Source organism: Methylocapsa sp. D3K7 (genome assembly GCF_029855125.1).
GTDB lineage: Bacteria > Pseudomonadota > Alphaproteobacteria > Rhizobiales > Beijerinckiaceae > Methylocapsa.
Genome location: NZ_CP123229.1, coordinates 2,954,819 through 2,981,291 on the forward strand (window position 1 = coordinate 2,954,819; position 26,473 = coordinate 2,981,291).

Below are 26,473 nucleotides of genomic sequence, written 5' to 3' on the forward strand. Positions count from 1 at the left end.
TCAAGTCAAGGTGTATTCCGGCTAGGCGACCCCCAGCGCCTCCACCGCGTCCCATAATTCGTGATAGTGGCCGATCACCCGGTCAGGCTTGAAGGTATCGACCGGTTCGCTCGTATAGCCGAAATTGACCGCGACGACCGGCACCCCGGCATCGCGCGCGGTATCGATATCGGTTTTCGAATCGCCGATCATGACCGTCCGGCCGCGGTCGCCGCCCGCACGTGCGATGGTGTGCAGCAAGGCGCCGCCGTCGGGCTTGCTGACCGCGAATGTATCCTTGCCGCAGATCGCCCGGAACCGGCCCGCAATGCCAAGCGCGTTCAGCAAGAGGATGGACGGATGTTCAACCTTGTTGGTGCAGACGGCAAATGCAAACCCCGCGGCTTCGAAACGGTCGAGAGCCTCGGAGACGCCGGGGAACAGAGCCGTCGCATCCGCGATATGGGCCTCGTAATAGGCGAGAAAATCGGCCAGTAGTTCGGCAGCGCGGGTTTCGCTGACAGTGATGCCATGCGCCAAAAGCCCGCGTTCGATCAAAAGTTTGGCGCCGCCGCCGACCATCGCGCGTGCTTGTGCGAAGTCGACTCCGGAGAGCCCTTCCCGCGCCAGGATCACATTCAACGTCGAGACGAGGTCGCAAGCGGTGTCGGCGAGAGTTCCGTCGAGATCGAAGACGAGAAGCGGAGAGGGGCGTATTTGCTGCATTGCGAAGGAAATAGGCTGCAAAGCCATTGCGGTCAAGGTCGCGGCCCCCGGCTCCCCTCTCGCTTAATTGCCTCTCTTGCGTATAAAGGAACAGCCATCGAATCAGCTTTGGATCGCATGGGGAGAGTCGGCATCATGGGTTTTTTGCAAAACCTCCCGCCTCGCGCGGGCGTCTCTGGCGCGGGTCTGCTCTTGCTGGCGACGGTTCACGGCGCCATGGCGGCGAATTATGAATTTCTCGCAGCGCCGGAAACCGATCTCAACCGCGTCTATCGACTCGACCGGGCGACCGGGGAAATTGGCGCCTGTCAATATGGATTGAAGGAGACCTCCGCCGTCGGCGTCACCCTCTGTTATCCGCCCGGGGAAGGCGCTGGCGCCCAGGCGCCGGGCGACTATGCGCTCGTCGCCTCGCACCACGAGCGGGAAGGGGGTGTGTTCCGGGTCGATCTGCGCACCGGCATGATGTCGATTTGTTATGTCTTGAACGACACCGTCGTCTGCACGCCGCAGGCGCGTTAAGAGGTGAATGGAACGTGCTTCGCCTCTCGTCGATAAAATCGAATGATCGCTACAAGAGCCCGCGCACAGCCGCTTATTTCGCGGTTGTTCTTCTTTCAGGCGGTAAATAGGGTCAGAGGCGTCGGTGGAGGGGATTAGGATGCTTGCCATACGCCTTGCCAAGATTTTCTGTGTCGCCGCCGTCGGGTTCGATGTTGCGCTGGTCGCCTTTGGCAATGTGACGGACTATTGGACCAACTTCGTATTCGTCACCGAAGTCCTCGACATGGACGAGGTGCCCGCCGCCTCGCACATCCATTGGCGCGCGCTGACATCGCCCCTTCTGCATCATGCCAGCTATATCTTGATCATCGCGGCGGAGGCCGCGGTCGCGGCACTCTGTCTTTCCGGCGCTGTTTCGATGATCCGGCAACTCCAGGCCAAGCCGCCGCTCTTTCAAGCCGCCAAAACCAAGGCGGTCGCGGGGCTGACGCTTGGGTTCCTGCTTTATGAGGCCGGGTTCGTTGCCGTCGGCGGCGAATGGTTCGGCATGTGGCAGGCGCACGATCTCGATGCCGTGCCAAGCGCATTCCGTGTGCTGATCACGATGCTGGGCGTGCTGATTTTCATTTCGCTGAAGGACGAAGACTTGGCATGACGCGGAACACGAGAGGGAAGCGATGAGCGGGGATGGTTGCGCAAAGCCTCCGCCTGGCGGGGACAGGCGCAAAGCCCTGGCGCTGCTCGGCGCGGGTCTCGCTGGGGCCGCCGCGGGTGCGGGCCGTGTGAGGGGGGAAGCAGTGCGGATGCCGCCTATTCCGGGCGACGAGGATTTCATGCGGCTGGCGATCGCCGAGGCCGCAAAAGCGGACTTTCCTTTTGGCGCAGTCATCGTGCGCGACGGCAAAGTTGCCGCGATGGGCCGGAATCTAGGCAAGACCACCAATGATCCGACGGCGCATGGGGAAATGGTGGCGATCCGCCGGTTCGTCGCCTCGAGCCCCGCCGAGGAACTCAAGGGGACGACTCTCTATACGTCGGGGGAGCCTTGTCCCATGTGCATGGGCGCCATTGTTTGGTGCGGTATTGGCCGGGTGGTCTTCGGCGCCTCGATCGAGGAGCTGGCCACCAAAATCGGTCAGATCATGCTGACCAGCCGCGTGATCGCCGAGGCCACCCCTTTCGCTGCGATTGGCATCACCGGCGGCGTGCTTGCCTCGGAGGCACTGGCCTTGTTTTCGAAGTGAGAGGGAGCAAGGCTCTCAGCCTCCGGGTTTCTCACAGCGCTGCTTGCAGACATATTCGAATTTTTCGCAATTCTCCTTGCACAAGGCGCGATCGCAATCGACGATGCATTGCTCTTGCTCTTCGGGGTCCGAGCATTGCGCCCGGCAAGCGTCCGCGTTGGCTTTGCAACCTGCCTGGCATGCCTCGGCCTGACTGACTTTATAGTCTCCCGTGCCGGGGAGATTGGACGCGGCGGCGCTCCCAGCAATGAGGGCACCAGACAAGCAAAGGGCGAACAGGATTTTCATGGTTACTTTCTAGCGCATGCTTACGAAAAGTCTGCAAATTTTTTAAAATCCGTTGCCGTCCGCACTCAAATTTGCGTGCGGCCAGTGTCATCCCGGTCATGTGCCTGCTTGCCGCAATGCGAAAGCCGCTGCGAATGGCGCGCCTGCGATGGTCATGAGGGTCAGAGCGCAAAGAATCAAAAAAGGCGTTGCGAAGGGGACCGGCGAAGCTGGGCCGGCCGCCGCCGCCGCGACGCCGAAGATCAGCACCGGCACGCACAGCGGCAAAATCAGAATTGCCAGCAAAAGCCCGCCGCGCCGCAGGCTCACCGTCAGGGCCGCGCCGATTGCCCCGATCAAGGTCAGGGCGGGGGTTCCAGCGAGCAGTGAGAGGGTGACACTCCAAAGCTGGCTGGTGGGCAGATTGAGCATCAGGCCGAAAAAGGGGGTGGCGGCGGCGAGCGGCAGGCCGGTCAATATCCAATGCGCAAGACATTTCACGAGAACAATGAGTTCCAGCGGTGTCCGGCTCGTCAAAAGAAGATCCAGAGAACCATCCTCGTAATCGGCCTGAAAAAGCCTGTCGAGCCCGAGCAAAGTCGCGAGCAGACCTGAAATCCAAAGAATAGCAGGGGCGATCTTCCCCAAAAGTGCGAGATCAGGGCCGATCGCGAACGCGCTCAAGGTGACGAGAATGAGAAAAAAAACGACGCCGAGGCTGGTGCCGCCGCCAAGACGCCGCGAGATCCTGATGTCACGGAGAAAGAGGGCGAAGAGCGGCGATGGTGTCGCACGAGACGGAACTCCCCTCATCTTTTTCATGAGAGCGACCCCAGCCGCAAGTCGCGGCCTGGAAGGCCGAGCCTTGCATGGGTTGCGGCGACGATCAGGCCGCCTTGCGCCAAATGCGACGTCATGAGGCGCGCCATCAATGCCTGGGACGCCGCATCGAGGGCGGTGAGAGGCTCGTCCAGAAGCCAGAGCGGACGTTTGATAGCGAGCAGCCTGGCGAGTGTCACCCGCCGTTTCTGCCCGGCCGAGAGATAGGCGGCGGGCAGATTGGCTATGTGCGACAGACCAAATTCCGCAAGCGCTGCATCCGCCGTCAGGCCGCCATGCCCGGCATCGAGCATCGGGCCTAGAAATTGCAAGTTTTCGGATGCGGTGAGCAGGCCCTTCAGGGCATCGGCATGCCCCACGTAATGAACCTGTTCGGCAATCGTCACATCTGTTGCTGGTGTGAGCGAGATCTCACCCCCAAGGCGCGGCAAAAGCCCGGCAAGCACACGCAGGAGTGTAGACTTTCCAGCGCCATTGGGTCCGGTGACGGTCAGACATTCCCCGGCTTCGAGCGCAAATGACAGGTTCGCAAAAATGATACGGTCGCCCCGTTCGGCGGTAAGATTTGAGGCGGAAAGTCGCATGATGATTAAACCGTGGGCGGCCGATCTCACCGAATGGGCGTTTTCATCTATCATCCGTGTAGCTCTCGGCGATAAAATTATTTATAAACCGAAACAGCCTCCCCTTTTTCAGATCAGACCCCCGGGAAAATTCCGATGACCTCGCTCGACAGTTTCAAAAGCCGCAAAAAACTCACGGTAGGCTCCAAGACCTACCATTATTTCTCACTCAAAGCGGCGGAGAAACATGGGCTTGAAGGCGTGTCGGCGCTGCCGTTCTCAATGAAGATCTTGCTTGAGAATCTGCTGCGCTTCGAGGATGGCCGCACCGTGACCAAGAGCGATATCGAGGGCGTGGCGGCGTGGCTCACCAATAAAGGCAAGGAAGAGCGCGAAATTGCATTCCGGCCCGCCCGGGTTTTGATGCAGGATTTCACCGGCGTGCCGGCGGTCGTCGATCTGGCGGCAATGCGCGACGCGATGACCAAACTTGGCGGCGATCCGCAGAAGATCAATCCGTTGGTGCCGGTCGATCTTGTCATCGATCATTCGGTTATCGTCGATGCGTTCGGCAACAGCAAGGCGCTAAAAACCAACGTCGATCTTGAATATGACCGCAACGGCGAACGCTACCGGTTCTTGAAGTGGGGCCAAGGATCATTCGACAATTTCCGAGTCGTTCCGCCGGGCACCGGGATTTGCCACCAGGTCAATCTCGAATATCTCGCCCAGACCGTTTGGACCCGCAAAGAGAAATATGCGCCGCCGCGCGGCAAGGCCGAAAATGTCGAGATTGCTTATCCTGATACGCTCGTTGGTACCGATTCGCATACGACCATGGTCAACGGGCTGGCCGTGCTGGGCTGGGGCGTCGGCGGAATCGAGGCCGAGGCCTGCATGCTCGGTCAGCCGCTCTCGATGCTGCTGCCGGAGGTCATCGGCTTCCAGCTGACCGGGTCGCTCGCCGCCGGCGTCACGGCGACCGATCTCGTGCTGACCGTCACCCAGATGTTGCGGCAAAAGGGCGTGGTCGGCAAATTCGTCGAATTTTATGGTCCCGGCCTTGAGCATCTGTCGCTCGCCGACCGCGCGACGATCGCCAATATGGCGCCGGAATATGGCGCGACCTGCGGTTTCTTTCCCATCGATTCGGAAACGATCGCCTATTTGGCGACATCCGCCCGCACCCCAAGCCGCGTCGCACTGGTCGAGGCCTATGCGAAGGCGCAAGGATTGTTCCGCACCAAAAAAACGCCTGATCCCGTCTTCACCGATACACTGGTGCTCGATCTGGCGAGTGTTGTGCCGTCGATGGCCGGTCCCAAACGCCCCGAAGGGCGGGTGGCGCTCGGCTCCGTTGGCGCGGGATTCAAAGCCGCGCTCGACACCGAATATAAAAAACCCGGCGAGATCGCCAAGCGCTACCCGGTCGAGGGAAAGAATTTCGATCTCGGGCATGGCGATGTGGTCATCGCCGCCATTACCTCCTGCACGAATACCTCAAATCCCAATGTGCTGATCGGCGCTGGTTTGCTTGCCCGCAACGCGATCGCCAAAGGAATTGGCGTCAAACCCTGGGTGAAAACATCTCTGGCGCCGGGAAGCCAAGTGGTTGCCGAATATCTTGCCAATTCTGGGTTGCAGAAATCGCTCGACAAGATCGGCTTCAATCTCGTTGGCTTTGGCTGCACGACCTGCATCGGCAACTCGGGCCCCTTGGCGCCCGAAATCTCGAAAACCATCAACGACAATGGCATCATTGCCGCGGCTGTTCTCTCCGGCAACCGGAATTTCGAGGGCCGCGTCAGCCCCGATGTGCAGGCCAACTATCTTGCCTCGCCGCCGCTCGTCGTCGCCCATGCACTCGCGGGCACCGTCGCGATCGATCTGACGAGTGAACCGCTCGGTCATGACAAAAAGGGCCACCCCGTTTATCTGAAGGATATCTGGCCGTCGCAGGAAGAAATCACCGAAATCATCGAAGAGTTCGTGACGAAGAAAGTGTTCAAGTCGCGTTACGCGGACGTGTTCAATGGGGATACGCATTGGCGCAAGGTGAAAGCTCCGGCGGGCGAGACCTACAAATGGGATATCGGCTCGACCTATGTGCAAAACCCGCCCTATTTCGTGGGCATGAAAATGGAGCCAGAGCCGGTCCGGGACATCGAGAATGCGCGCATCCTGGCGCTCTTTGGCGACAAGATCACCACTGATCATATTTCGCCTGCCGGTTCGATCAAGGAAGCCTCGCCAGCCGGGCAATATCTGCTTGAGCGGCAAATCTCGAAGGCGGATTTCAACCAATATGGCACAAGGCGCGGCAATCATGAGATCATGATGCGCGGCACCTTTGCAAATATCAGGATTAAGAATTTCGTCTTGCAAAAGAATGGCCTTGTCCCGGAAGGCGGCCTGACGAAACATTGGCCGGACGGCACGGAAATGCCGATCTTCGAGGCGGCGGTAAAATATGAAGCGGAGGGCGTGCCTCTCGTCGTCTTCGCGGGCGCCGAATATGGCAATGGCTCGTCGCGCGATTGGGCCGCTAAGGGCACCAAATTGCTCGGGGTCCGCGCCGTCATCGCTGAATCCTTCGAGCGCATTCACCGCTCGAATCTCGTCGGCATGGGCGTCCTCCCGCTGACATTCGAACCCGGCACGAGCTGGAAATCCCTTGGCCTCAAGGGCGACGAGCAGGTCACCATTCATGGCCTTGGCGCCACTTTGAAGCCGCGCCAGATGATGGAGGCCGAGGTCACTTTTTCCGATGGACGTGTGGAAAAAGTACCGCTGCTTTGCCGGATCGCGACCCTGGACGAACTCATCTATTTCAACAATGGCGGGATTCTTCCCTACGTGCTGCGCCAGCTCGCCGCCGCCTAAATTTCCAACCGCTGTTCAATGTGATAACGGGAGCCGCGCGGCTCCCGTTGCACGTTCATTGATGGATCAGTCACATGCCTCATTTCAAACTTTTCGTTCTGCCCGGTGACGGCATAGGCCCCGAGGTCATGGCCGAAGTCGAGAAAATCGCCGCTTGGTTGACGCGCGAAGGCATCGTTCATTTCGATATCGAAAGGGGGCTTGTCGGCGGCGCCGCCTATGACGTTCACAAGACCGCGATCTCAGATGCCGATATGGCGCGCGCGCAGGCGGCGGACGCGGTTCTTCTGGCTGCCGTAGGCGGGCCAAAGTGGGACGCTGTCCCCTACGAAGTCCGCCCCGAAGCGGGTCTGCTGCGCCTTCGTAAGGACATGCAGCTTTTTGCCAATCTGCGCCCGGCGATCTGCTATCCGGCGCTCGCCGATGCGTCGTCGCTGAAGCGTGATCTTGTCGATGGGCTCGATCTCATGATCGTCCGCGAACTGACCGGCGGCGTTTATTTCGGCGAACCGAAACAGATCATCGATCTTGGCAACGGTCAGCGGCGCGCCATCGACACGCAGGTCTATGACACTTACGAAATCGAGCGGATCGGCCGTATCGCCTTCGAGCTCGCGCGCAAACGCCGCAACAAGGTGACCTCCTCCGACAAGCGCAATGTGATGAAATCCGGCGTGCTTTGGGACGATACGATCAGAGCCCTGCACGCCCGCGAATATAAGGATGTCGAGCTTGAGCATCAGCTCGCCGACGCGCTCGGGATGCAGCTTGTGCGGCGCCCCAAACAATTTGATGTCATCGTCACCGACAATCTGTTCGGCGACATGTTGTCGGATGTCGCCTCCATGCTGACCGGTTCGCTCGGCATGTTGCCTTCGGCATCGCTCGGCGAAAAAGGTGCCGGAAGCGACACCCGCAAGGCGCTCTACGAGCCGGTGCATGGCTCGGCGCCCGACATTGCGGGCAAGGGCATCGCCAATCCGATCGCAATGATCGGTTCTTTCGGCATGGCCTTGCGCTATTCGTTCAACCTCAGCGAGCTTGCCGACCGCGTTGAGAAAGCGATTTCCGATGTGCTGGGCAAAGGGCTGCGCACCGTCGATATCGCGGGCGGCGCAAAGGAAACGCTTTCGACATCGCAAATGGGCGATGCGATCCTGAGCGCGTTGCAGGCGGGGGTTTAGTTAATCGCCGTTCGCCGCTCGTCGCCGGCGGGTGTAATGTTTGGCCCCTAACGCAACATCGCGGGGCCTCGATGACCTTCAAAAACCGCACCGACGCCGGACGGCAATTGGCCGCGCGGCTCGCCCACTACAAAGGCCAGCCCGTCGTTCTCCTGGCTCTTCCGCGCGGCGGCGTTCCGGTTGCCGCCGAGGTCGCGGCGGTGCTCGGCGCGCCTATCGATCTTGTGCTCGTGCGGAAAATCGGCGTGCCCATGCAACCGGAACTGGCCATGGGCGCCATTGTCGATGGCGATCCTCCGGTTGTCGTGCGCAATGAAGATGTCATCCGCCTCGCCGGGGTGGACGAAAGCAGTTTTCAAGCCGTGTGCGAGGGGGAACTTGCGGAAATCACCCGCCGCCGCCGGCTTTATCTCGGCGGCCGGGCTCCCACCCCGGTCAAAGACCGTGTCGCGATCGTCATCGACGACGGCATCGCAACAGGGGCGACGACCAGAGCCGCCCTGCGCGCCATCCGGTCACGCCAGCCCAAAAAACTCATCCTCGCGGTGCCGGTCGGGCCGCCGGATACGATCGAGACGATGCAGGACGAAGCCGACGAAGTTCACTGCCTCGAAATCCACGCGGATTTTGGCGCGATCGGCTATTTTTACGACGATTTCCGGCAAACCACGGATCAAGAGGTGATCGATATTCTGGCAAAATATCCGCAGCCTAGAACGACCTAGTCTTCCTTGGCTTTTTGAGTGAAAATTTGGCGGCCGCGATACATGCCGGTCTTAAGATCGACATGGTGGGGGCGCCGCAACTCACCGGAATCCTTGTCTTCCACATAGGTTGGCGCTTTGAGCGCATCGGCGGAACGGCGGAAACCGCGCTTCATGGGGGACGTTTTTCGTTTCGGAACGGCCATGTCACTGTCTCGATTGTCGTTGATTTCGATGGGACCAGGCGCGAACCCCTCTGGGATGAGCGCCGGTTGACCCGCCTCTTACAATGGAAACCGGCCTTTGACCATCCCAAAACGCCAGCGGGCTGAGGATGGGCCCGCAATAGCTTATTTGTCAGTCATTTGACGCATGCGACAAGCTGGTCCGCGCCCCGTGCCTGCGCCATGTCGCGCGCGGCGAGCCCAGCATGGCGCGGGGAAGGTCTTGCCGCATTGCGGTGCAAGGGACTGGGCAGGGAGGTCGCCAGCAGCGCCGCCTCCCTGGCGTCCAGCCTGTCGGCGCTTTTGTGGAAATAGTGGCGGGCTGCCGCCTCGGCGCCGAAAATGCCGTCGCCCCATTCGGCGATGTTCAAATACACCTCCAAAATGTGGCGCTTCGACCAAGCAAGATCGAGCAGCAATGCCAAAGGAATTTCGATGATCTTGCGGATGTAGGACCGCGACGGCCACAAAAACAGGTTTTTCGCGGTTTGCATGGGGATCGTCGAAGCCCCCCGCGATGGGCCGCCCGGTTTTGCCTTATCCAGCACCTCGCGCAGGGCGCCCCAATCGACCCCGTCATGTTGGCAAAAACGGGCATCTTCCGAAACGAGGACGGCGGCGCGCAGGGACGGCGAAATCCGGTCGAGCGGAACATATTGGCGCTCGACGGGATCGTCCAATAGCCACCGTGCAAGCATGAGCGTCGAGACGGGCGGTTCGAACCGGTAAATGACGATCAGAATGCCAACGCCAAAGATCAGTGCCAGAAGAACCGCAAGCGTGGCGCGAAAAAGGGTTCCGGGCAAGCCCCTGTGTCGGGAACGAGATCTCATGTCCGAGTCTTGACCGGTTGTGTCCTAACGGACAAGCAAAGCTCCGCCTCAGGGGGTCAAGCTTTGCCAATAGAACAGAAAGGTGTGACGTCCAAGCCACAGACGCGGCACCGTCAACGGGTTAGGGTGGCAAACCAGTCATATTGTGGCGAAAACGTCGTTGGCCACACTCAAAGAGGCAGAGCGGCGGACCATGACACGCGGGGCAACGGCAAGCGAATTTGAGGGGCGGCTTTTAGAGGCCGCCGACACGACCGAACGCGTGCTCGATTCCTTGCTGACGGGGCTAACCCTCCCAGGCGAGACCTTGCGGCCGCCACGTTTTTTGGAAGCCATGCGCTACGCGAGCCTGGGCGGCGGCAAGCGGTTCCGGCCGTTTCTCACCATCGAGACCGCGCGGCTGTTCGGCGTCGAGGGAAATGGTGTTTGGCGCGCCGCGGCGGCGGTCGAGATGATCCATTGCTATTCCCTCGTCCATGACGACCTCCCCGCCCTCGACAATGATGATCTGCGGCGCGGAAGGCCTACCACCCACAAGGCCTATGGCGAGGCCACCGCGATCCTTGTCGGCGACGCTCTGCTGACCTATGCCTTCGACGTGACGGCGGACCCCGCAACTCACAAGGACCCTAAGGTTCGCGCCGAACTCATCCTCGCCCTGGCGCGCGCCGCCGGTTTCGGAGGCATGATCGGCGGGCAAATCCTCGACCTCGAAGCGGAGCAGGCGAGCGAGCCGCACAAGGCCGAAGCCGTGATCCAGCTTCAAGCGATGAAAACCGGCGCGCTTCTCCACTATGCCGTGGAAGCTGGCGCGATTCTCGGGCAGGCCGAGCCTTCCGCCCGGGCCGCGCTCTCCGAATACGGCCGTGCGCTGGGCGCCGCCTTCCAAGTCGCCGACGATATTTTGGATGTCGAGGCGGACGAACTGGCGCTCGGCAAGCGGGCTGGAAAGGACGCCAAGCGCAATAAAGCAACGCTCGTCGCGGCGTTAGGGATTGAAGCGGCGCGGGCGCGACGGGACAGCCTCGCCGCGGCGGCAATCGCGGCGCTCGATTCGTTCCCGCAAGGCCGGCAGGCAGCCGTCCTGAAAGAAGCGGCACATTTCGTCGCGACGCGGACGCACTGATGCCGCGCCGGAGGCCGATGTCTCCTTGGCGGCGGCGCTTTTTCCGGTTTTGGGTTCCGTTTCGCGTCCTGCGCGGCCATCCCCGCCTCTTCGGCGGTATCGCGGCAGGCATCCTCGCGGAGCTTTTTTTGCCGGCAAGGTTAGCGCTTTCAACGCGGCTTTTGATCGACTGGAACGTCGGAACCTGGTTTTACTTCATCGCGACCGGAATCATGATCGCGCGGGCGACTCCCGAAACGATTCGGCGCCGGGCAAAGACGACGGACGAGGGGAAGATTTTCATTCTGGTGCTGACCAGTGTCGCGGCGATCGCGGCGATTGCCGCCATCGTCGCCCATCTTGCCGCCGGGAAGGATTTATCCGGCACCCAGAAGGCGATGCACATTGGGCTCGCGGCGCTGACGATCGTCAGCGCGTGGTCTTTCATCCATCTGACCTACGCCCTCCATTATGCGCATGAATATTTCGACGAATGCCGTGACAAACCGGGGGAACCGGCGTCCGTGCGTGGCGGTCTCGTTTTTCCGGGAGACGATGTGCCGGATTATTATGATTTTCTATATTTTTCCTACGTGATCGGCGTCGCCTGCCAGACCGCCGACATCGGGCTTTCGTCGCATGAAATGCGCCGCGTGGCGCTCATTCACTGCGTCCTGGCGTTTTTTTTCAACAGCGCGGTCCTGGCGTTCACGATCAATGTCGCCGCTGGGATGATTTGATCGTTCCAGGCTACTTCATATTCGTGACGGTCACTCGTTCGCTCAGGCCTGGCGCGACGAATCCAAAAACCTTGCCGTAAAAATCGAGTTCCAGTTCAAGCACCCGGCGCATGGTTTCGGCTTTGCGGAACCCGTGGCCCTCGCCGGCGAACAAATAGAAAGCGACGGGCAGACCCCGCGCGTTCATCGCCTCGACCATGGTCTGGGCTTGATTGGGCGGCACAGTCTTGTCGTCTTCGCCTTGAAAGAAAATCACCGGGCAGGCAAGCTTGCCGATATGGTTGATCGGCGAGCGCTCGGCATAGAGAGTTTTGGCTTGCGGCAAAGGGCCGATCAATTTGTCGAGGTAGCGCGACTCGAATTTATGCGTGTCGGTTGCCAGCAGCATCAGATCACCGACCCCATAATGGCTCGCGCCCGCCTTGAAGAGACTCAGCGACGTCAGCGCGGCCAGGGTCGTAAAGCCGCCGGCGCTGCCGCCGCGAATGAGAAGGCGGGCGGGATCGGCGAGCCCATGTTGCACAAGATGTTTCGCGGCGGCAGCGCAGTCTTCGACATCGACAACTCCCCACTGGCCCGTGAGCCGCTCGCGATAGGCGCGACCAAAACCTGTTGAGCCGCCGTAATTGACATCAACGACTCCAAAACCGCGGCTGGTCCACCATTGGATGCTTAAGGAAAAACTGTTGGTGGCCATGCTTGTCGGGCCGCCATGCGAGAGAACCACCAGCGGCGGCAATTCCTCCTTTGGTCCTTCGTAGCCGCGATTTTTTGGCGGATACCAGAACGCATGCGCGAGGCCGTCCGGCGCCGCGAAGCTGATCGCTTCACCAACAGAGATAGAGTCCGAAGGCAACACGGCGGGGGCTGCGCTTCGAATGATGCTTGGCGGATTACCGTTGACGCCCGGCGTGATGCAGACCGAAGGCGCCGCGGTTGGCGGGGTGGCGATAAACGCCAATCCATCGCCAAAGCGGCGCGGACATTCTTGCACCTGGCCGATTCCGAGCGGCGTCAGCTTTCCATCCGCGATCACGGCGGCGGTCCGGACGCCTTTGCTGACGATCGCGGCAATGATCCGCCTATCGCCAAGAAAGTCATAATAGCGCTGACAGAAAACCCAATGCGGGCCGCCGACTTCGGCTTCAACCGGCGCCAAAGCTTCAATCTTGCCATCCCGCCGGAGATAGAGATTCCACCAGCCGGTACGGTCGGAACAAAAATAGAGCGCTCCATCCGCCGACCATTCCGGCTGCACGATCGCTTCGGGCGTTTCTCCGGCCACAAGCCGTGCGGCTGCGAGGGTTCCATCCGGAGCGGCGTCAGCGCTAAAAAGTTTTGTGCCATCCCAAGGCATATTGGGATGATCCCAGGCTATCCAGCACAGCGTCTTGCCGTCCGGCGAAAGGCGTGGCGAGCTTAGGAAATCCGGACCCTCGACGAGAACTGTTTCCTCCCCATCGCCGAGCGGCAGAGAAACAATCGCCGCCTTGGGGTCGGTCGGCGGGCGGCCGCGATGGTCCTCGCGCACGGCAAGCACGCGGCGGCGCGGCACATCGAATTCGAAATCGGCGTAACGGCAACCGTCCGGCGTTTCGATCTTGCGGGGCGGCCCGCCGCCCGCCTCAATGAGAAAGACGTTTCCGCTGGTGCGTTCGCTGAAAACCACGCAACCGGCCGCCACCGCATAGGCGCCGCCGCCATATTCATGGACGCGGCTCCCAACATTGAACGGCGCCAAAGTGAGATCCTCGATCTCGCCTCCAGCGCTGCGGCGGCACAACACCGCGCGTCCATTTTCGCGGGGGCGCGCTTCCAGCCAGTAAAGATCTGTGCCATCGACGCTCAAGCTAGCAAGAGCAATCGCGGCCTCGGTCATAAGGCCGACGGTTACCGGCGACACCCAGGTGCCATAGGGGGCTGTGGTTTTCGTCATGGGCTGGCAGGCGTCCGGCTGCTCGAGTGGGAAGGCCCTTTGGGAAAAGCCGAAGGACGCAGGCGTCACGCCTATTATGTGCCGGGAAAAGCTGCAAGCCAATTTGGAGAGAGCATCTTGCCAAAAAGTTGCAGACTTACTGGGCAGGTTCGTGCAAGAAAACGCCGGGGCGGCTGGAGTTTTTTTCTCGCATGGTCAAGGTTCATACAGGGACTAGCCTGCTTGGCCATGCCGTCGAGGCGCCGCAAACGCCGGACGAGGCGACGCTCGAGCGTGTGGCCAATCCCAACCCGGACGAAAACTACATCGCTCGCTTCACCGCGCCGGAATTTACCGCTCTCTGTCCGGTCACAGGCCAGCCGGATTTTGCACTTCTCATCATTGATTATTTGCCCGGCTCCTGGCTCGTCGAATCGAAATCCTTCAAACTCTATCTGGCTTCGTTTCGCAATCACGGCGCCTTCCACGAAGATTGCACCTTGCGGATCGGCAAGGATTTTGCGGCCTGCGCCGAGCCGCGCTGGCTCAGGATCGGCGGCTATTGGAATCCCCGCGGGGGCATTCCCATTGACGTCTTCTGGTCGATGGGGGTACTTCCGGCCGGGCTTTGGGTGCCTGAGCAAAGCGTGCCGCTCTATCGCGGACGCGGCTGATTTCAGAACTCACACCAGCCGGCTCTGCTCGACCGCCGCCGCGATGAAACTGGCGAACAGCGGGTGCGGCTCGAATGGCCGCGACTTCAGTTCGGGGTGGAATTGCACGCCGATGAACCAGGGGTGATTGGACAATTCGATCGTCTCCGGCAACAGGCCATCCGGCGACATCCCGGCGAACACGAGGCCCCTTTCTGCCAGTTGCTCGCGGTAGGCGGTGTTGACCTCGTAACGGTGCCTGTGGCGCTCGGATATGCAGGTCGCGCCATAGATGGCGGCGATCTTCGAGCCCGGCAGCAATTCGGCGCGATAGGCGCCAAGCCGCATGGTCCCTCCGAGATCGCCTTCGGCGGCACGGGTTTCCAGCTCATTGCCGCGCATCCATTCCGTCATCAGACCGACGACCGGCTCTTTCACCGGCCCAAATTCGCTGGAATTGGCGCCTGGCACGCCGGCCAAGGAGCGGACGGCCTCGATCACCGCCATCTGCATCCCGAAACAGATGCCGAAATAGGGAATGTTGTGTTCGCGCGCAAACCGAGCGGCGAGGATCTTGCCTTCGGCGCCGCGCTGGCCAAAACCGCCCGGAACGAGAATGCCATGGACATTTTCGAGGTAGGGGATCGGATCGCTGCTTTCGAAAATTTCCGATTCGATCCAGTCGAGCTTGACGTTGACCCGATTGGCCATGCCGCCGTGGCATAGGGCCTCGGTCAGGGATTTGTAGGCATCCTTGAGCCCCGTATATTTGCCGACGATGGCGATCGTGACCTCCCCCTCGGGGTTCGACACGCGTTCCATCACCGAGTTCCAGCGGCTCATGTCGGGCTTTGGCGCGGGCTCTATCCCGAACGCCGCCAACACCTCCTGGTCGAGCCCCGCCGCGTGGTAGGCGTGCGGCACCTCATAGATCGAGCCGACATCGCGGGCTTCGATGACGGCGCTTTCCCGCACATTGCAGAAGAGCCCGATCTTGCGGCGTTCCTCGCGCGGGATTTCGCGATCGGTCCGGCAGAGCAGGATGTGCGGCTGGATGCCGATCGAACGCAGCTCCTTGACCGAATGCTGAGTGGGCTTGGTCTTGAGTTCACCGGCGCTAGGAATAAACGGCAGAAGCGTCAGATGCACATAGATCGCGTGCCCGCGCGGCAGTTCATTGCCGAGCTGGCGGATCGCCTCGAAAAAAGGCAGGCCCTCGATGTCGCCGACCGTGCCGCCGATCTCGACCAAGACGAAATCGATGCCCTCGGTGCCGCCCAGTACGAAGGCTTTGATCTCGTTGGTCACATGCGGAATGACCTGAACCGTCGCTCCGAGATAATCGCCGCGGCGTTCCTTGGTGATGATCTCCTGATAGATCCTGCCGGTGGTGATGTTGTCTTCGCGTGTCGCGGGGCGGCCGGTAAACCGTTCATAGTGACCAAGGTCGAGATCGGTCTCCGCGCCATCCTCGGTGACGAAGACTTCGCCGTGCTGATAGGGACTCATGGTCCCTGGATCGACGTTGAGGTAGGGGTCGAGTTTGCGCAGCCGCACGCTATAGCCGCGCGCCTGAAGCAAAGCCCCGAGCGCCGCCGCGGCCAGACCTTTGCCAAGCGATGACACCACGCCGCCGGTGATGAAGATAAACCGCGCCATGGGCCTTGGGAAATATCCTGTTTCCGGCCGTTTGGGGAGGCAAATTATGCTTTGCCGCCCGTTTTACACATAAACCCTGAGATTATTTCTGCCGTTATCATTTTCCCCAGGGCAGAGGATAGTCGCGAGCCGGCTTCTGTACAGGGGAGGCTGGAGCCGGAGCGCCCGGCGCTGCTTGGCTTGGCGCAGCGGGAACCAATGGTGCGGCAGGCGCCACGGGCACCGGCAAAGCCGGACCCGCGGGCGCGGCGGGTTTCGTTTCCAGCACGCTATGGCCAGGTTGCGGTGCAACAGGTCCGTTCTGGCCCGGCAAGGTCATATCGGACGGAAGGGTAGGCTTCGAAGCCTGATCTTCCATTTTCTGCAATTGGTCGAGCAAGCTTCCCTTGCCTTCGCCCTCTTTGGCCGGGCCCTTGCCAGGCTCGATGGGCGTGAAGCTTTGGAAGGTCACTTCCGAACCCTGGGTGAACCGCGCCAAAATCGTCAGACCCAGGCTGGTCGCGAAAAACAAAGCCGCCAAGATGGCGGTCGCGCGGGTCAAGGCATTCGCCTGGCCGCGCCCGGTCATGAAGCCGCCGCCGCCGCCAATCCCGATGGCGCCCCCCTCGGAACGCTGCAGCAACACCGTCACGACAAGCGCGATGACGATCATAAGGTGAACAACGATCAGAACCGATTGCATGAAGACTTTTCCGTTATCGCCAAACCCAGGGACGATTTGCAGCCTCTTGTTTCCAATAATCGGCCACAAGGCAAGCGCCGAGTGGTCTTTTGCCGAAAAATTCCAAAATGCCGCGCTTATCCAAAAAAGGATCGCTTATGATATCAAAGGGATAAGAAGTGGCTGCGGCGCTCCGGGATGGCCTTGGATGCGCCGCCAAGCCCAGGTCCCGGCAGCCCGAGCGGCTATGTGGTCCGCACAAATTCGCGATAAATCCCGGCAATCCCCATGAATTCGCTGCTGTTGAGCGAGGCGCCGCCGACCAGGGCGCCATCGACGTCTTTCACGAGCAACAATTTTGCGGCATTGCCGGGTTTGACGGAGCCGCCATAAAGAATGCGCAGCGCCGCGCCTTGGCCGGGGAGGATGTCATTGACCTGGACGCGGATAAAATGGTGCATCTCGGCGATGTCCTCCGGCGTTGGCGTCAGACCGGTGCCGATGGCCCAAACAGGCTCATAAGCGATCACGAGGCTTTCCGAGGACGCCGATTTGGGGATCGAACCGATAAGTTGGGAGCCAACCAGACGCAAGGCATCCCCCGCTTCACGTTCGCTTTTCGTTTCGCCCACGCAGACGATCGCCGTCAAGCCCGCCCGAAGCGCACCGAGGGTTTTCTCATGAACGCTATGATTGCCTTCGTGGTGACCGGACCGCCGTTCCGAGTGGCCGAGGATCACATAAGTCGCGCCGGCGTCTTTCAGCATTTCAGCGGACAGATCGCCGGTGAACGGGCCGCTCGGCTCTTCGTGACAATGCTGGCCGCCAAGCGCGACCTTGGACCCCTCGCAAATCCGCGCCGCCGCTATAAGCAGGGTCGCGGGAGGGCAAATCAAAACTTCCGCATCCCCAGCGATTCCTTCGGCCACCGCCGCGCATATTGCGGAGACCTCGCTGAGGTTCTTGCGCAAGCCGTGCATTTTCCAGTTTCCCGCGACGAGCGGGCGCCTTTGGGTCATACGAAAACAATCCCTATTTTTGCCCTTGAGCCGCGTTGCACGGGGCACGCGATCTTCTTATAGTCCCCGGCCAATTTGTAAACGCCTGACGCCCCCACGCTTCAACAACCCAAAGAGACATTCCCCTCATGCTTGAATCACTCCGTGCCTCGGCGCAAGGCTGGATCGGCCGCACCATCATGGGCGTCCTGATGGGCTTGATCATCCTCAGTTTCGCAATCTGGGGCATTGGCGACATCTTTCGCGGATTTGGCGCCAACAACCTCGCGCAAGTCGGTGGCACCGAGATCGGCGCCGACACCTTCCGCAATGCCTATCAGGGTGAGTTGCAGCGTCAGCAGCGGCTGGAACGGCGCAGCATCACCAATGAAGAAGCGCACCAATATGGGCTGGACCGGCAGGTGCTCTCGCGCCTCGTGGGCGAAGCGGCGCTCGATGACCAGTCACGCAAATTGGGCCTTGCCTTCAGCGATGACTTGGTTCGCAAGGCGATTGTCAACGACGACAATTTCAAGGGAATGACCGGCCAATTCGATCATCAGATGCTTGATTCGTTTTTGCGCGATGAGGGTCTGACCGAAAAGCTCTATATGCGGCAACAGCGCGCCATCCAGACCCGCCGTGAAATTATCGATTCGCTGACCGGCGGCATCCAGCTGCCCACCTCGTTGCTGGAAGCCATCCACCGCTATCAAGCAGAGGCCCGCGCTGTTGACTATATCGTCATTCCCAATGCGGCTGCCGGCGCGCTTCCGGCCCCCTCGGAAGAGGCTTTGAAGAAATACTTCCGGGAGAATCAAACGCTTTACGGCGTTCCGGAATACCGCGGCCTCGTCGTCCTGCCGGTTGCCCCCGCCGTGATCGCCAAGCCGGACGAGGTGTCGGACGACGACGCGAAAAAACGCTATGAGGACGTCAAGAATGAGCGGTTTGGGGCGCCTGAAAAGCGCGCCGTCGAACAGATTATTTATGCAAGCGAGGCGGATGCCGCGGCGGCACGTGCAAAACTCAGCGCGGGAAAGACATTCGACGATCTGCTGAAGGAAAAAAATCTCACCCCCAAGGACGCGAGCCTTGGCACGGTGACCAAGGGTGCGCTCGTCGATAAGGACGTTGCCGATGCCGCCTTTTCCCTAAAAAAAGAAGGCGAGGTCAGCGCGCCGGTGAAGGCGCAATTCGGCACCGTGATCGTCCGGGTTGGCAAGATCGCTCCATCGACCGTCAAGCCTTATCCAGAAGTTGCCGGAGAGCTCAAACGGGACATCGCCTTGCAGCGCGCCCAAAAGGATATCGATCGCATTCACGATGCGATCGAGGATCAGCGCACCGCCGGAAAATCGCTTGCGGAAGCAGCGAAGAGCGTCGGCCTCGAACCAAAGGTCATCCCTGCCATTGATGCGACGGGCAATGACCCGCAGGGTGCGCCGGTCAAGGATCTGGTTGATTCCCAAGCCTTGTTGAAAGCCGCCTTCGCGTCGGATGTCGGCGTCGATAACGACACCTTGCGGGTGAAAGGCGGTGGCTACCAATGGTTCGAAGTCACCCAGGTCGAGAAGCCGCGCGAGAAAACTTTCGACGAAGCCAAGGCGGATGTCGAGAAGGCCTGGCGCGACGAAGAGGCCGGAAAGATCTTGCTGGCGAAGACGACAGACCTCACGAAGAAACTCGATGCCGGGGAACCTCTTACGGCCATCGCGGCGAAGGAAGGCAAGCTTGAAATCAAGCACGCCAGTGATGTTCTGCGCAACAATGGCAACGGGCTCGCGCTCAATGTCGTGACGCAGGTCTTCAATGTGCCGGTGCATCGCGCCGGTTCCGTTGAGAGCGAAGACGGCGGCCGCATCTTGTTTCAAGTCTCCGATTCCACGGTGTCCCCCTTTGATCCGAAGGCGCCCGAACTCGCCAATATTCTGGGGGATGTCAAAGCCGGGTTTAATGAGGACATCATTGCCCAGTATCTCGCCAGGCTTGAAACCGATATCGGCGTCAAGTTGAACGCCAAAGCCTTTACGGCGGCGACGGGCATTTCTCCGGACGAGCTTTAAGCGTACGCCCATGTTCGAGCCGCCGCTTGAGGCCTGCGCCAGCAGCTATGAGGCGGGGCGCGCCTGCCTCGTCTCCGCCCGTCTTGTGGGCGATCTTGAAACGCCCGTTTCGGCTTTTTTGAAATTGGCGGCCGGGCGGGCCGGGCGCATCTTTCTGCTCGAATCGGTGGAAGGCGGCGCCGCGCGCGGCCGCTACTCTATGATTGGCCTTGATCCCGATATCGTCTGGCGCGTTCACGGCGGGCGGGCCGAGATCAATCGCCACGCGCTGGCCGATCCCGATGATTTTTCGCCCTGCGATGAGCCGCCGCTCGAAGCTCTCCGTGCACTGATCGCGCAATCGCGGATCGACGTTAGCGAGGAGCTTCCACCCATGGCGGCGGGCGTCTTCGGCTATATCGGCTATGATATGGTCCGGCAGATGGAGAGCCTTGCCGAGGCAAAGCCAGATCCAATCGGCGTGCCCGATGCGATCATGCTGCGACCGACCGTCATGGTGGTTTTCGATGCTGTTCGCGACGAAATTTTTGTCGTCACGCCGTTGCGGCCAGATGCCAGTACCAAGTTTCGCGCCGCCTATGGCCGGGCCGTGGAGCGCCTTGAAGCGACGATTGCCACGCTTGAGGGGCCGCTGCAGGCGCCCTATGCCGGCGATCCGGCTCTCACAACGGGAACGCCGTGCTCGAATACGCCGCAAGAGCGCTTTTTTGACATGGTCGAGCGGGCCAAGGATTACATCCGCGCGGGCGATATTTTTCAGGTTGTTCTCTCGCAGCGGTTTTCGGCAGCCTTCGCGCTGCCCGCCTTCTCGCTCTACCGCGCGTTGCGGCGGATCAATCCGGCGCCGTTTCTGTGCTATCTCGATTTTGGCTCGTTTCAGATCGTCTGCTCAAGCCCCGAAATTCTGGTGCGGGCGCGGGATGGCAAAGTCACGATCAGGCCGATCGCCGGCACACGCTGGCGCGGCAACACAAGGGAAGAAGACGAGCGCCTCGCGGCGGAACTGTTGGCCGACCAAAAGGAATGTGCCGAGCATTTGATGCTGCTCGATCTCGGGCGCAACGATGTCGGGCGTGTCGCGCAAATGGGTTCGGTCGAGGTGACGGAAAAATTCGCCATCGAGCGCTACAGCCATGTCATGCACATCGTCTCGAATGTCGAGGGCAAGCTCGACGCCAAGCATGATGTGATCGACGCGCTCTGCGCCGGGTTTCCGGCGGGCACCGTTTCGGGCGCACCAAAAGTGCGGGCGATGGAAATCATTGACGAACTCGAGACCGACAAGCGCGGCATCTATGGCGGCTGCATCGGTTATTTCGGCGCCGCCGGAGAAATGGATACGTGCATTGTGTTGCGCACTGCGATCGTCAAGGATGGCGTGATGCATGTGCAGGCGGGTGCTGGGATCGTCTATGATTCAAGCCCGGCCGCCGAACAGCAGGAATGCATCAACAAAGCGCAAGCCCAGTTCCGCGCCGCCGAGGAAGCGGTGCGCTTCGCCGCGGGGGCCAAGCGCGGGCAATGAGTGTAAACCCACATGCAAGGGCTATCACGCCGCGGAGTCAATCGTACCAAAATGTTTCACGTGAAACGATTTGGTAAGGCCGGAGCCGAAAACCTTACAAGGCGGGAGACAGCGACCCCTTCGCGCATGAGTAAGATCGAGCGATATTTTGGTGCAATTCGTGGTGAGGCGGCGAAATCGCCTGACGATCAAGATCGTTGCTAGCCGGCATTCTGGATGTAAGTTTCGCGAAGGAAATGATCTCGAGTTACTTCGGCTTCTCAATTGTGCGCAGCCGCAAAATGACGGCATATTTTTGCACCTGACTTCTGCAACAAAAAAGCCTTTTAAAATCAAAGGGGAATTTTGGTGCATGATTTTTGCACTGGCCGGAAGCGAGTTGTGAAACTCGTGAGAGCGTGAAAATCTATGTGCCACGCAAGCCACAGAAGACGCGATAGCCAATCAAATTCGGCGCGGCTCCGGCTGGCGGAGAGACTCGCCAGCCGTGTAACGCCCATCATGGGACCAGGGCGCCGACGCCCGCAGCGCCGATCAGCACCGCCGCGAGGCTGATCTTCACGCCTTGTCGCTGAAGAATGGTTAAGCGGCCTTGCCTCGGCAATCCACCTTTCTACTGACGACAACTTGCCCAGTTTCGAGGAGTGACTTGAGATTGGACAGAACTTTCGGCCATCCGCCGGAAACGGCTTCGATGAGTTTCGATGGCGCTTTATCCATGCCGTGTGTAACAGTCAGCTTTACGACGCCATCTTCTGGTTCGATCTCGAAGGTGCAAAGCGAATAACCTTCGGCTTTCAACTCCGGTTTCCATTCATTGCGCCACTTGATAACGAGACGTTTCGGTGGGTTGCTTTCGGCAATCTCACCCGTTTCGGCAATTTCTCCATCATGAAATTTCAACTGCCACGGCGAACCGGCTTTCCACTCGCTCGTGCAATACATGCCGAACCAGTATTGTTTCATGAATTCGATGTTCGTGAGAGCGTTCCACAGCTTTTCGGGCGTGGTCTTGATGTAGGTGGTGTAGACGAATTCGGATTTAGTCATCGGGGTCCTCCTGCAGAGCTTGTTTAAGGTTGTGAAGTGCTTGAAGCCGATTTCGCTCAAACTTGCCGATCCAACGCATGTAAATTTCATGGATCGGAACCGGATTGAGAAAATGCAGCTTCTCGCGGCCTTGTTTTTTGGTGACGACAAGATTCGCTGACTCCAGCAAAACAAGGTGCTTGGTCACCGCCTGGCGGCTCATGTCGTGGCCCTCGCATAATTCCCCCAGCGTCAGCCCGCCTTTCTCGCGCAAGCGGTCGAGCAGTAGACGGCGGCTGGAGTCAGCAAGCGCCTTAAACACCTTGTCTTCACCGGTGAGCATGCAGCCATAATATGCAACTATTTGGTTGCATGTCAAGGATCAGCCGCCGCCCCGCCTGATATTGGGGCAAGAATTCCAGCTTTAAATATATTTCTAAGTAACTTATACACTATACTTAATTCTTGATGTACTAGGCCAATTCTATATTAATGCTGCTTGATTCTCGGATAGTGCGCCAGCAGGGTAATTGGCGGAAGTACCCGCGCGAAATTGGGGCAACGATGGCCACAATCCAGAACTTTGGCTTCATGTGGGAGCGTGACAGCGAGGACCGTTGCTGGCGTCATAAATCAACAGCTTGTCCTTAAAGCTTCGACATCATTGGTGAACATTGTTCTGCTTAAGCATGTTTTCGATCGTTTCGAAATGCCATTCGGTGCCAGTACGGCGCATCTCAATGCCATCCTGCCCGTCCATAAACACGATCTGCTCAGTGTAGGACACGCGGGTCCGGTCGCCATCTGATTCAAGATCAAGGCTGGACAAAGTGACGGAGTGGAGTTCTCCCGAAAGGTGGAGGTCATAGGCGTAGACAAGACGGCGGCACGGCTCGATGACGTGATAGCGTGCTTCGAAGAGTGTCGTCATTTCGCTCACGTTGAAGCGGCCTTCCGCCACTTCGAGGCCACCCACACGAAAATCCATCGACCGGCGTACCTCGGTCCATTGCTCGGGTGGGCCACGGAACCATTGTGCTTTGAAAGCCGGATCAGCCCATGCGCTAAATATGCGTTGAGGTGTCGCTGTCCACACACGCTTTATTGTGAATGTGCCATGAAAAGAGGGGAGGGATTTCATGATTCACCTTTCTTGGCCAGTTGAACTGGAATGCTCCGTTTCACTGGATTTTTCTCGCCTTCGACCAGCTTTTCGAGTTGATCGAAACGGTATTCCCAGAGTTGGCGGCGTTCGCTTAGCCAACGTTCGACGCGCAAGACCGCAGCGCTCGAAATTCGGCACTCACGAGTGCGGCCGCGCTTTTCAGTGACGACGAGGCCACTCGCTTCGAGCACTTGGACATGCTGTTGGATTGCCGCAAGCGATGACGCATAAGGCTTCGCGAGTTCGCTGACAGAGGCAGGCCCCTGCGAAAGGCGATCAAGAATCCCCCGTCGCGTCGCGTCCGCAAGCGCATGGAAGGCCCTATCCAGTTCATTCGAATACTCAACCATATGCTTAAGTATCAGCGCCATTCGCGGAAAGTCAAGTTCTTACTTAAGTTTTTTCAGAGGTTGCAGGAGGCTCCGTCGCTGGACTCCGATAAGGCGCAATATGGAACTCCCTCATCCCATCACTTCCAAAATCAAACCGTCACGATGCTCGCGGCCATATTCATCGACGACATGCACGTCGATCGCGTGAGCCCCAGCATCTAAAGAAGCAGGCAGGCGCGCAGCCCAAATATGCGAGGAGGGCTCTGCCTTGACCCAGGGTTTGACGGTCTCCTTGTTGCGGCCAAAGACCTCGACGACAAACGGATCGGGGCGCGCCTCCCGCTTCATCGGGACGGGGGCGCTCGCGCCGATTGTATAGGCGACGGTGGTTTTCGGTCCGCCGTCAAAAACATTGACGACGAGTGTCACCGAGGCCAGCTCATCTTTGCGAAGCGGCGAGCCCCGCAATTGTCCGGCCCTAAAATCGCGAAAGACATCCGTCCCGAAACGCGGGTTCGCATCAAGACTGATCCGCATTTGCCGCCCGTTGGGTTCATTGGCCGGAACAAAGCGCGTCGTGTAGGCGCCGCCGTCGATCGAAAGGATATGGAATCCATGCGGAGTGCCATCGCGGCTGTCCGCCGAGGCAATGCCGCGCCGGTCGAGCGGCCCGCTCCACCATGAGCCCGAGACGGCGGTGAGCACATGATGATGATGCGGCACGGACCCCATAAAGCCCTCCGTCGCGCCAAAATAATGATGTTCCGTCGTGTGGGTGTGCCCGGAGAAGCTGACGGTTTTGCGTCCCTCGAGGAGCGCCAAAAATTTGGCCCGGTCGGCAACGCTCATCGAAGGCTCGTCTGGGGCGAGATAGTTTTGCAAAGGAATATGCATGAAGACGGCAATGAGGCGCGCGCGGTCCGTCTCTTTCAGAACATTGGCGATGAATTCAAGCTGGCGTTCGCCGAACAAGCCTCGGTATTTGCCCGACTGGCGCGGCTTGGCAGAATCGGCGCCAAGGTAATCCACATTGTCGAGCATCATAAAAAGCACATCGCCATATTCAAAGGCATAATAATTGGCGCCAAACACGCGCTTATAGGTCTCGCGGCAATAGCGGACGTTGGGCGATTCAAAATTCAGATCATGGTTGCCGCCGATGTTCCACCAGGGGAGCCCAATCTGGCCAATGATCGCGTTGTAGCGCTGATAAAGTGACAACTCGTCGAACATGATGTCTCCGGCGGTAATCCCGAAGGCCGCTTCGATACCATTGAGCCCGGCCACGACATCGTCGCGAATGAAATCGATTTCCGCGTTGCTCTCGGGCTGCGGGTCGGTAAAGAGCACCGCATCAAAGCGCCTTGGCTCCTTTGACCTGACCAGTGCGAAATCGACGGAGTCGGGCAGCGGGCCAGTTGGCGCGAGCCCCGGATAGAGGAGGTCAAGGCTGGAGGGTGTTCCTTCCGGCTGATGGATAGTAGAAAAACGCGGCAGATTCGTTTCCTTGTCGAGCGGCACCGCGTAATCGCTCGGCTTGATGACGAAAACCGCCATTCCATCCTCGATCGGCAGGCTGTAGCGGCCATCGGAGCCGGTCCGGACGACCTCGCGGCCATTCGAAACGAGAACACCCCCGATGCCCGGATCGCCGGCCTGCCGCTGCCGCCCGCCGGATCGCGATTCGAAGACAATGCCCTGAACGATGGGGCCAGCTTTGCCCCGTGCCAATGGCGCTGCTTGCTCGCCAGCCATCACATTGCGTCCCGGGAGGGCGGCGGCCAGGGTGGCAGCGGCCGCCATCAGGTCCCGGCGCGAAAGGTCGGCATTCGATGTCATTTTCGTCTCCTGGGCCTGGCTTTGCCGGGGCGCGGCGCTTCTTCACATGCGTTTCTCTCCCGGCTGTTTAAAAGGTTGAAGACGGCTTGTCCTTCTTTCCCCAGCATTCATGGGAGAAGCAGGTCTTAGATCGCGCATCTTGACCTTGTTGCTTGCGCGGCCCAAAACAGGGCCGGGGGAGGACCGGGCGCGCCCATGACAACCGTCACGCTGATCGACAATTATGACAGTTTCACCTGGAATCTGGTGCACTGCCTCGGCGCGCTGGGCGCGGAGGTCACTGTGCACCGCAACAACAAGGTGAGCGTTGCCGAAATCATGCGCGCCGCGCCGGACGCGATCGTGCTCTCGCCGGGGCCTTGCCGGCCAAGCGACGCGGGGATCTGCCTCGAGCTCATCGAAACCGCCGGACCCGCCATTCCAATTTTCGGGGTCTGCCTCGGCCATCAGGCGCTTGGCGAGGCCTATGGCGGCGAGGTCGTCCGCGCCCCGGAGCCCGTGCATGGCAAGCTCGCATCGATCGATCATCAGGGCGAAACGATTTTTCACGGCATCAACGGGCCGTTTCTCGCGGCGCGCTATCATTCTCTCGTCGTACGCGTCGATACCATGCCCGATGTCTTGACGGTGACGGCGAAGACCGACGGGCTTGTCATGGGGCTTTCGCACAAAAAGCTTCCCTCGCACGGCGTGCAATTTCACCCCGAAAGCATCGCTTCCGAACATGGGTTGCGTATTTTTGAGAATTTTCTCGCTCTTGCGGCCCAATGGAACCACAATGAACGGCGCAGCCGCGTGATCGAATCTGCTGCGGCGCAAGGCTGATTGGAATTGA

The 26,473-nt window shown here is 59.8% G+C and carries 27 protein-coding genes; 12 read left to right on the forward strand and 15 right to left on the reverse strand.

Annotated features, from left to right (window positions below; all coding sequences use genetic code 11):
- Positions 1 to 21: 21 nt before the first annotated feature.
- Positions 22 to 732: an HAD-IA family hydrolase gene (locus tag QEV83_RS13990; protein WP_280131065.1), complete on the reverse strand. Its 711-nt coding sequence runs from the start codon at positions 730 to 732 to the stop codon at positions 22 to 24.
- A 189-nt stretch (positions 733 to 921) separates the two neighbouring features.
- Between QEV83_RS13990 and QEV83_RS13995 the strand changes: the two genes are divergently transcribed.
- The 3 genes from QEV83_RS13995 (at position 922) to QEV83_RS14005 (ending at position 2,453) form a co-directional block, all read left to right on the forward strand.
- Complete coding sequence (locus QEV83_RS13995; RefSeq protein WP_280131066.1) at positions 922 to 1,227, forward strand: hypothetical protein; 306 nt, start codon at positions 922 to 924, stop codon at positions 1,225 to 1,227.
- A gap of 139 nt (positions 1,228 to 1,366) precedes the next feature.
- On the forward strand, positions 1,367 to 1,864 hold the full coding sequence (locus tag QEV83_RS14000; RefSeq protein WP_280128328.1) for a DUF2165 domain-containing protein: 498 nt from the start codon (positions 1,367 to 1,369) through the stop codon (positions 1,862 to 1,864).
- 22 nt (positions 1,865 to 1,886) lie between these two features.
- Positions 1,887 to 2,453 (forward strand): nucleoside deaminase, encoded by a 567-nt coding sequence (locus QEV83_RS14005; RefSeq protein ID WP_280128329.1) that lies wholly within the window; start codon positions 1,887 to 1,889, stop codon positions 2,451 to 2,453.
- 15 nt (positions 2,454 to 2,468) lie between these two features.
- Here QEV83_RS14005 and QEV83_RS14010 read toward each other — a convergent pair whose 3' ends face one another.
- From QEV83_RS14010 to ccmA, 3 genes are all read right to left on the reverse strand, one after another.
- Positions 2,469 to 2,741 (reverse strand): hypothetical protein, encoded by a 273-nt coding sequence (locus QEV83_RS14010; RefSeq protein ID WP_280128330.1) that lies wholly within the window; start codon positions 2,739 to 2,741, stop codon positions 2,469 to 2,471.
- 96 nt (positions 2,742 to 2,837) lie between these two features.
- Positions 2,838 to 3,542 (reverse strand): heme exporter protein CcmB, encoded by a 705-nt coding sequence (ccmB, locus tag QEV83_RS14015; protein WP_280128331.1) that lies wholly within the window; start codon positions 3,540 to 3,542, stop codon positions 2,838 to 2,840.
- On the reverse strand, positions 3,539 to 4,144 hold the full coding sequence (ccmA, locus tag QEV83_RS14020) for a heme ABC exporter ATP-binding protein CcmA (protein ID WP_280128332.1): 606 nt from the start codon (positions 4,142 to 4,144) through the stop codon (positions 3,539 to 3,541). The genes ccmB and ccmA overlap by 4 nt, the downstream gene beginning before the upstream one ends.
- A 135-nt stretch (positions 4,145 to 4,279) precedes the next feature.
- Between ccmA and acnA the strand changes: the two genes are divergently transcribed.
- From acnA to QEV83_RS14035, 3 genes are all read left to right on the forward strand, one after another.
- The gene (gene acnA, locus QEV83_RS14025; protein WP_280128333.1) at positions 4,280 to 7,006 is read left to right on the forward strand and encodes an aconitate hydratase AcnA; all 2,727 of its coding nucleotides are present in this window, start codon (positions 4,280 to 4,282) and stop codon (positions 7,004 to 7,006) included.
- A 74-nt stretch (positions 7,007 to 7,080) separates the two neighbouring features.
- Positions 7,081 to 8,190 (forward strand): 3-isopropylmalate dehydrogenase, encoded by a 1,110-nt coding sequence (gene leuB, locus QEV83_RS14030; RefSeq protein ID WP_280128334.1) that lies wholly within the window; start codon positions 7,081 to 7,083, stop codon positions 8,188 to 8,190.
- Positions 8,191 to 8,261: 71 nt separating this feature from the next.
- The gene (locus tag QEV83_RS14035; protein ID WP_280128335.1) at positions 8,262 to 8,915 is read left to right on the forward strand and encodes a phosphoribosyltransferase family protein; all 654 of its coding nucleotides are present in this window, start codon (positions 8,262 to 8,264) and stop codon (positions 8,913 to 8,915) included.
- Here QEV83_RS14035 and rpmF read toward each other — a convergent pair.
- Positions 8,912 to 9,100 carry a 50S ribosomal protein L32 gene (gene rpmF / locus QEV83_RS14040; protein ID WP_280128336.1) on the reverse strand — a complete coding sequence of 63 codons (189 nt, stop codon included), beginning with the start codon at positions 9,098 to 9,100 and terminating at the stop codon, positions 8,912 to 8,914. The two genes, QEV83_RS14035 and rpmF, sit on opposite strands and share 4 nt — an antisense overlap.
- A gap of 155 nt (positions 9,101 to 9,255) precedes the next feature.
- Positions 9,256 to 9,951, reverse strand: a complete 696-nt coding sequence (gene mtgA, locus QEV83_RS14045; protein ID WP_280128337.1) for a monofunctional biosynthetic peptidoglycan transglycosylase — start codon at positions 9,949 to 9,951, stop codon at positions 9,256 to 9,258.
- Positions 9,952 to 10,144: 193 nt separating this feature from the next.
- Here mtgA and QEV83_RS14050 point away from each other — a divergent pair, with 193 nt between their 5' ends.
- Together QEV83_RS14050 and QEV83_RS14055 are read left to right on the forward strand one after the other, a co-directional pair.
- The gene (locus QEV83_RS14050) at positions 10,145 to 11,077 is read left to right on the forward strand and encodes a farnesyl diphosphate synthase (protein ID WP_280131067.1); all 933 of its coding nucleotides are present in this window, start codon (positions 10,145 to 10,147) and stop codon (positions 11,075 to 11,077) included.
- Positions 11,077 to 11,796 (forward strand): DUF1345 domain-containing protein, encoded by a 720-nt coding sequence (locus QEV83_RS14055; protein ID WP_280128338.1) that lies wholly within the window; start codon positions 11,077 to 11,079, stop codon positions 11,794 to 11,796. The genes QEV83_RS14050 and QEV83_RS14055 overlap by 1 nt, the downstream gene beginning before the upstream one ends.
- A gap of 10 nt (positions 11,797 to 11,806) precedes the next feature.
- On the opposite strand, the gene QEV83_RS14060 is transcribed toward QEV83_RS14055, so the two are convergent.
- A complete protein-coding gene (locus QEV83_RS14060) occupies positions 11,807 to 13,732 on the reverse strand; it encodes a S9 family peptidase (protein ID WP_280128339.1) in 1,926 nt (641 codons plus the stop codon).
- Positions 13,733 to 13,923: 191 nt separating this feature from the next.
- Here QEV83_RS14060 and queF point away from each other — a divergent pair, with 191 nt between their 5' ends.
- Positions 13,924 to 14,385: a preQ(1) synthase gene (queF, locus tag QEV83_RS14065; RefSeq protein ID WP_280128340.1), complete on the forward strand. Its 462-nt coding sequence runs from the start codon at positions 13,924 to 13,926 to the stop codon at positions 14,383 to 14,385.
- A gap of 9 nt (positions 14,386 to 14,394) precedes the next feature.
- On the opposite strand, the gene QEV83_RS14070 is transcribed toward queF, so the two are convergent.
- The 3 genes from QEV83_RS14070 to tpiA all read right to left on the reverse strand — a co-directional run bounded on the left by QEV83_RS14070 (position 14,395) and on the right by tpiA (position 17,703).
- Entirely contained in the window at positions 14,395 to 16,023 is a 1,629-nt protein-coding gene (locus tag QEV83_RS14070) for a CTP synthase (protein WP_280128341.1), read from the reverse strand.
- Positions 16,024 to 16,120: 97 nt separating this feature from the next.
- The gene (gene secG / locus QEV83_RS14075; protein WP_280128342.1) at positions 16,121 to 16,705 is read right to left on the reverse strand and encodes a preprotein translocase subunit SecG; all 585 of its coding nucleotides are present in this window, start codon (positions 16,703 to 16,705) and stop codon (positions 16,121 to 16,123) included.
- Between the two features lie 224 nt (positions 16,706 to 16,929).
- On the reverse strand, positions 16,930 to 17,703 hold the full coding sequence (gene tpiA, locus QEV83_RS14080; RefSeq protein WP_280128343.1) for a triose-phosphate isomerase: 774 nt from the start codon (positions 17,701 to 17,703) through the stop codon (positions 16,930 to 16,932).
- Positions 17,704 to 17,831: 128 nt separating this feature from the next.
- On the opposite strand from tpiA, the gene QEV83_RS14085 reads away from it, so the two are divergent.
- Complete coding sequence (locus QEV83_RS14085) at positions 17,832 to 19,748, forward strand: peptidylprolyl isomerase (RefSeq protein WP_280128344.1); 1,917 nt, start codon at positions 17,832 to 17,834, stop codon at positions 19,746 to 19,748.
- 10 nt (positions 19,749 to 19,758) lie between these two features.
- Positions 19,759 to 21,273 (forward strand): anthranilate synthase component I, encoded by a 1,515-nt coding sequence (gene trpE, locus QEV83_RS14090; protein WP_280128345.1) that lies wholly within the window; start codon positions 19,759 to 19,761, stop codon positions 21,271 to 21,273.
- Positions 21,274 to 21,855: 582 nt separating this feature from the next.
- Here the strand turns inward: trpE and QEV83_RS14095 are convergent.
- The 5 genes from QEV83_RS14095 to QEV83_RS14115 all read right to left on the reverse strand — a co-directional run bounded on the left by QEV83_RS14095 (position 21,856) and on the right by QEV83_RS14115 (position 25,638).
- Entirely contained in the window at positions 21,856 to 22,323 is a 468-nt protein-coding gene (locus tag QEV83_RS14095; RefSeq protein ID WP_280128346.1) for an SRPBCC family protein, read from the reverse strand.
- On the reverse strand, positions 22,316 to 22,645 hold the full coding sequence (locus QEV83_RS14100) for a helix-turn-helix domain-containing protein (RefSeq protein WP_280128347.1): 330 nt from the start codon (positions 22,643 to 22,645) through the stop codon (positions 22,316 to 22,318). The genes QEV83_RS14095 and QEV83_RS14100 overlap by 8 nt, the downstream gene beginning before the upstream one ends.
- A 318-nt stretch (positions 22,646 to 22,963) precedes the next feature.
- Positions 22,964 to 23,443, reverse strand: coding sequence for an SRPBCC family protein (locus QEV83_RS14105; protein ID WP_280128348.1), 480 nt, complete (start codon positions 23,441 to 23,443; stop codon positions 22,964 to 22,966).
- A complete protein-coding gene (locus tag QEV83_RS14110; RefSeq protein WP_280131068.1) occupies positions 23,440 to 23,817 on the reverse strand; it encodes a metalloregulator ArsR/SmtB family transcription factor in 378 nt (125 codons plus the stop codon). The genes QEV83_RS14105 and QEV83_RS14110 overlap by 4 nt, the downstream gene beginning before the upstream one ends.
- 111 nt (positions 23,818 to 23,928) lie before the next feature.
- Positions 23,929 to 25,638: a calcineurin-like phosphoesterase family protein gene (locus QEV83_RS14115; RefSeq protein WP_280128349.1), complete on the reverse strand. Its 1,710-nt coding sequence runs from the start codon at positions 25,636 to 25,638 to the stop codon at positions 23,929 to 23,931.
- A gap of 195 nt (positions 25,639 to 25,833) precedes the next feature.
- Here QEV83_RS14115 and QEV83_RS14120 point away from each other — a divergent pair, with 195 nt between their 5' ends.
- A complete protein-coding gene (locus tag QEV83_RS14120) occupies positions 25,834 to 26,463 on the forward strand; it encodes an aminodeoxychorismate/anthranilate synthase component II (protein ID WP_280128350.1) in 630 nt (209 codons plus the stop codon).
- Positions 26,464 to 26,473: the final 10 nt, after the last annotated feature.

Coding starts and splice junctions, on each gene's coding strand:
- QEV83_RS13990 (WP_280131065.1), bottom strand. CDS start 732: ATGGCTTTGCAGCCTATTTCCTTCGCAATGCAGCAAATACGCCCCTCT.
- QEV83_RS13995 (WP_280131066.1), top strand. CDS start 922: ATGGCGGCGAATTATGAATTTCTCGCAGCGCCGGAAACCGATCTCAAC.
- QEV83_RS14000 (WP_280128328.1), top strand. CDS start 1,367: ATGCTTGCCATACGCCTTGCCAAGATTTTCTGTGTCGCCGCCGTCGGG.
- QEV83_RS14005 (WP_280128329.1), top strand. CDS start 1,887: ATGAGCGGGGATGGTTGCGCAAAGCCTCCGCCTGGCGGGGACAGGCGC.
- QEV83_RS14010 (WP_280128330.1), bottom strand. CDS start 2,741: ATGAAAATCCTGTTCGCCCTTTGCTTGTCTGGTGCCCTCATTGCTGGG.
- ccmB (WP_280128331.1), bottom strand. CDS start 3,542: ATGAAAAAGATGAGGGGAGTTCCGTCTCGTGCGACACCATCGCCGCTC.
- ccmA (WP_280128332.1), bottom strand. CDS start 4,144: ATGCGACTTTCCGCCTCAAATCTTACCGCCGAACGGGGCGACCGTATC.
- acnA (WP_280128333.1), top strand. CDS start 4,280: ATGACCTCGCTCGACAGTTTCAAAAGCCGCAAAAAACTCACGGTAGGC.
- leuB (WP_280128334.1), top strand. CDS start 7,081: ATGCCTCATTTCAAACTTTTCGTTCTGCCCGGTGACGGCATAGGCCCC.
- QEV83_RS14035 (WP_280128335.1), top strand. CDS start 8,262: ATGACCTTCAAAAACCGCACCGACGCCGGACGGCAATTGGCCGCGCGG.
- rpmF (WP_280128336.1), bottom strand. CDS start 9,100: ATGGCCGTTCCGAAACGAAAAACGTCCCCCATGAAGCGCGGTTTCCGC.
- mtgA (WP_280128337.1), bottom strand. CDS start 9,951: ATGAGATCTCGTTCCCGACACAGGGGCTTGCCCGGAACCCTTTTTCGC.
- QEV83_RS14050 (WP_280131067.1), top strand. CDS start 10,145: ATGACACGCGGGGCAACGGCAAGCGAATTTGAGGGGCGGCTTTTAGAG.
- QEV83_RS14055 (WP_280128338.1), top strand. CDS start 11,077: ATGCCGCGCCGGAGGCCGATGTCTCCTTGGCGGCGGCGCTTTTTCCGG.
- QEV83_RS14060 (WP_280128339.1), bottom strand. CDS start 13,732: ATGACGAAAACCACAGCCCCCTATGGCACCTGGGTGTCGCCGGTAACC.
- queF (WP_280128340.1), top strand. CDS start 13,924: ATGGTCAAGGTTCATACAGGGACTAGCCTGCTTGGCCATGCCGTCGAG.
- QEV83_RS14070 (WP_280128341.1), bottom strand. CDS start 16,023: ATGGCGCGGTTTATCTTCATCACCGGCGGCGTGGTGTCATCGCTTGGC.
- secG (WP_280128342.1), bottom strand. CDS start 16,705: ATGCAATCGGTTCTGATCGTTGTTCACCTTATGATCGTCATCGCGCTT.
- tpiA (WP_280128343.1), bottom strand. CDS start 17,703: ATGACCCAAAGGCGCCCGCTCGTCGCGGGAAACTGGAAAATGCACGGC.
- QEV83_RS14085 (WP_280128344.1), top strand. CDS start 17,832: ATGCTTGAATCACTCCGTGCCTCGGCGCAAGGCTGGATCGGCCGCACC.
- trpE (WP_280128345.1), top strand. CDS start 19,759: ATGTTCGAGCCGCCGCTTGAGGCCTGCGCCAGCAGCTATGAGGCGGGG.
- QEV83_RS14095 (WP_280128346.1), bottom strand. CDS start 22,323: ATGACTAAATCCGAATTCGTCTACACCACCTACATCAAGACCACGCCC.
- QEV83_RS14100 (WP_280128347.1), bottom strand. CDS start 22,645: ATGCTCACCGGTGAAGACAAGGTGTTTAAGGCGCTTGCTGACTCCAGC.
- QEV83_RS14105 (WP_280128348.1), bottom strand. CDS start 23,443: ATGAAATCCCTCCCCTCTTTTCATGGCACATTCACAATAAAGCGTGTG.
- QEV83_RS14110 (WP_280131068.1), bottom strand. CDS start 23,817: ATGGTTGAGTATTCGAATGAACTGGATAGGGCCTTCCATGCGCTTGCG.
- QEV83_RS14115 (WP_280128349.1), bottom strand. CDS start 25,638: ATGACATCGAATGCCGACCTTTCGCGCCGGGACCTGATGGCGGCCGCT.
- QEV83_RS14120 (WP_280128350.1), top strand. CDS start 25,834: ATGACAACCGTCACGCTGATCGACAATTATGACAGTTTCACCTGGAAT.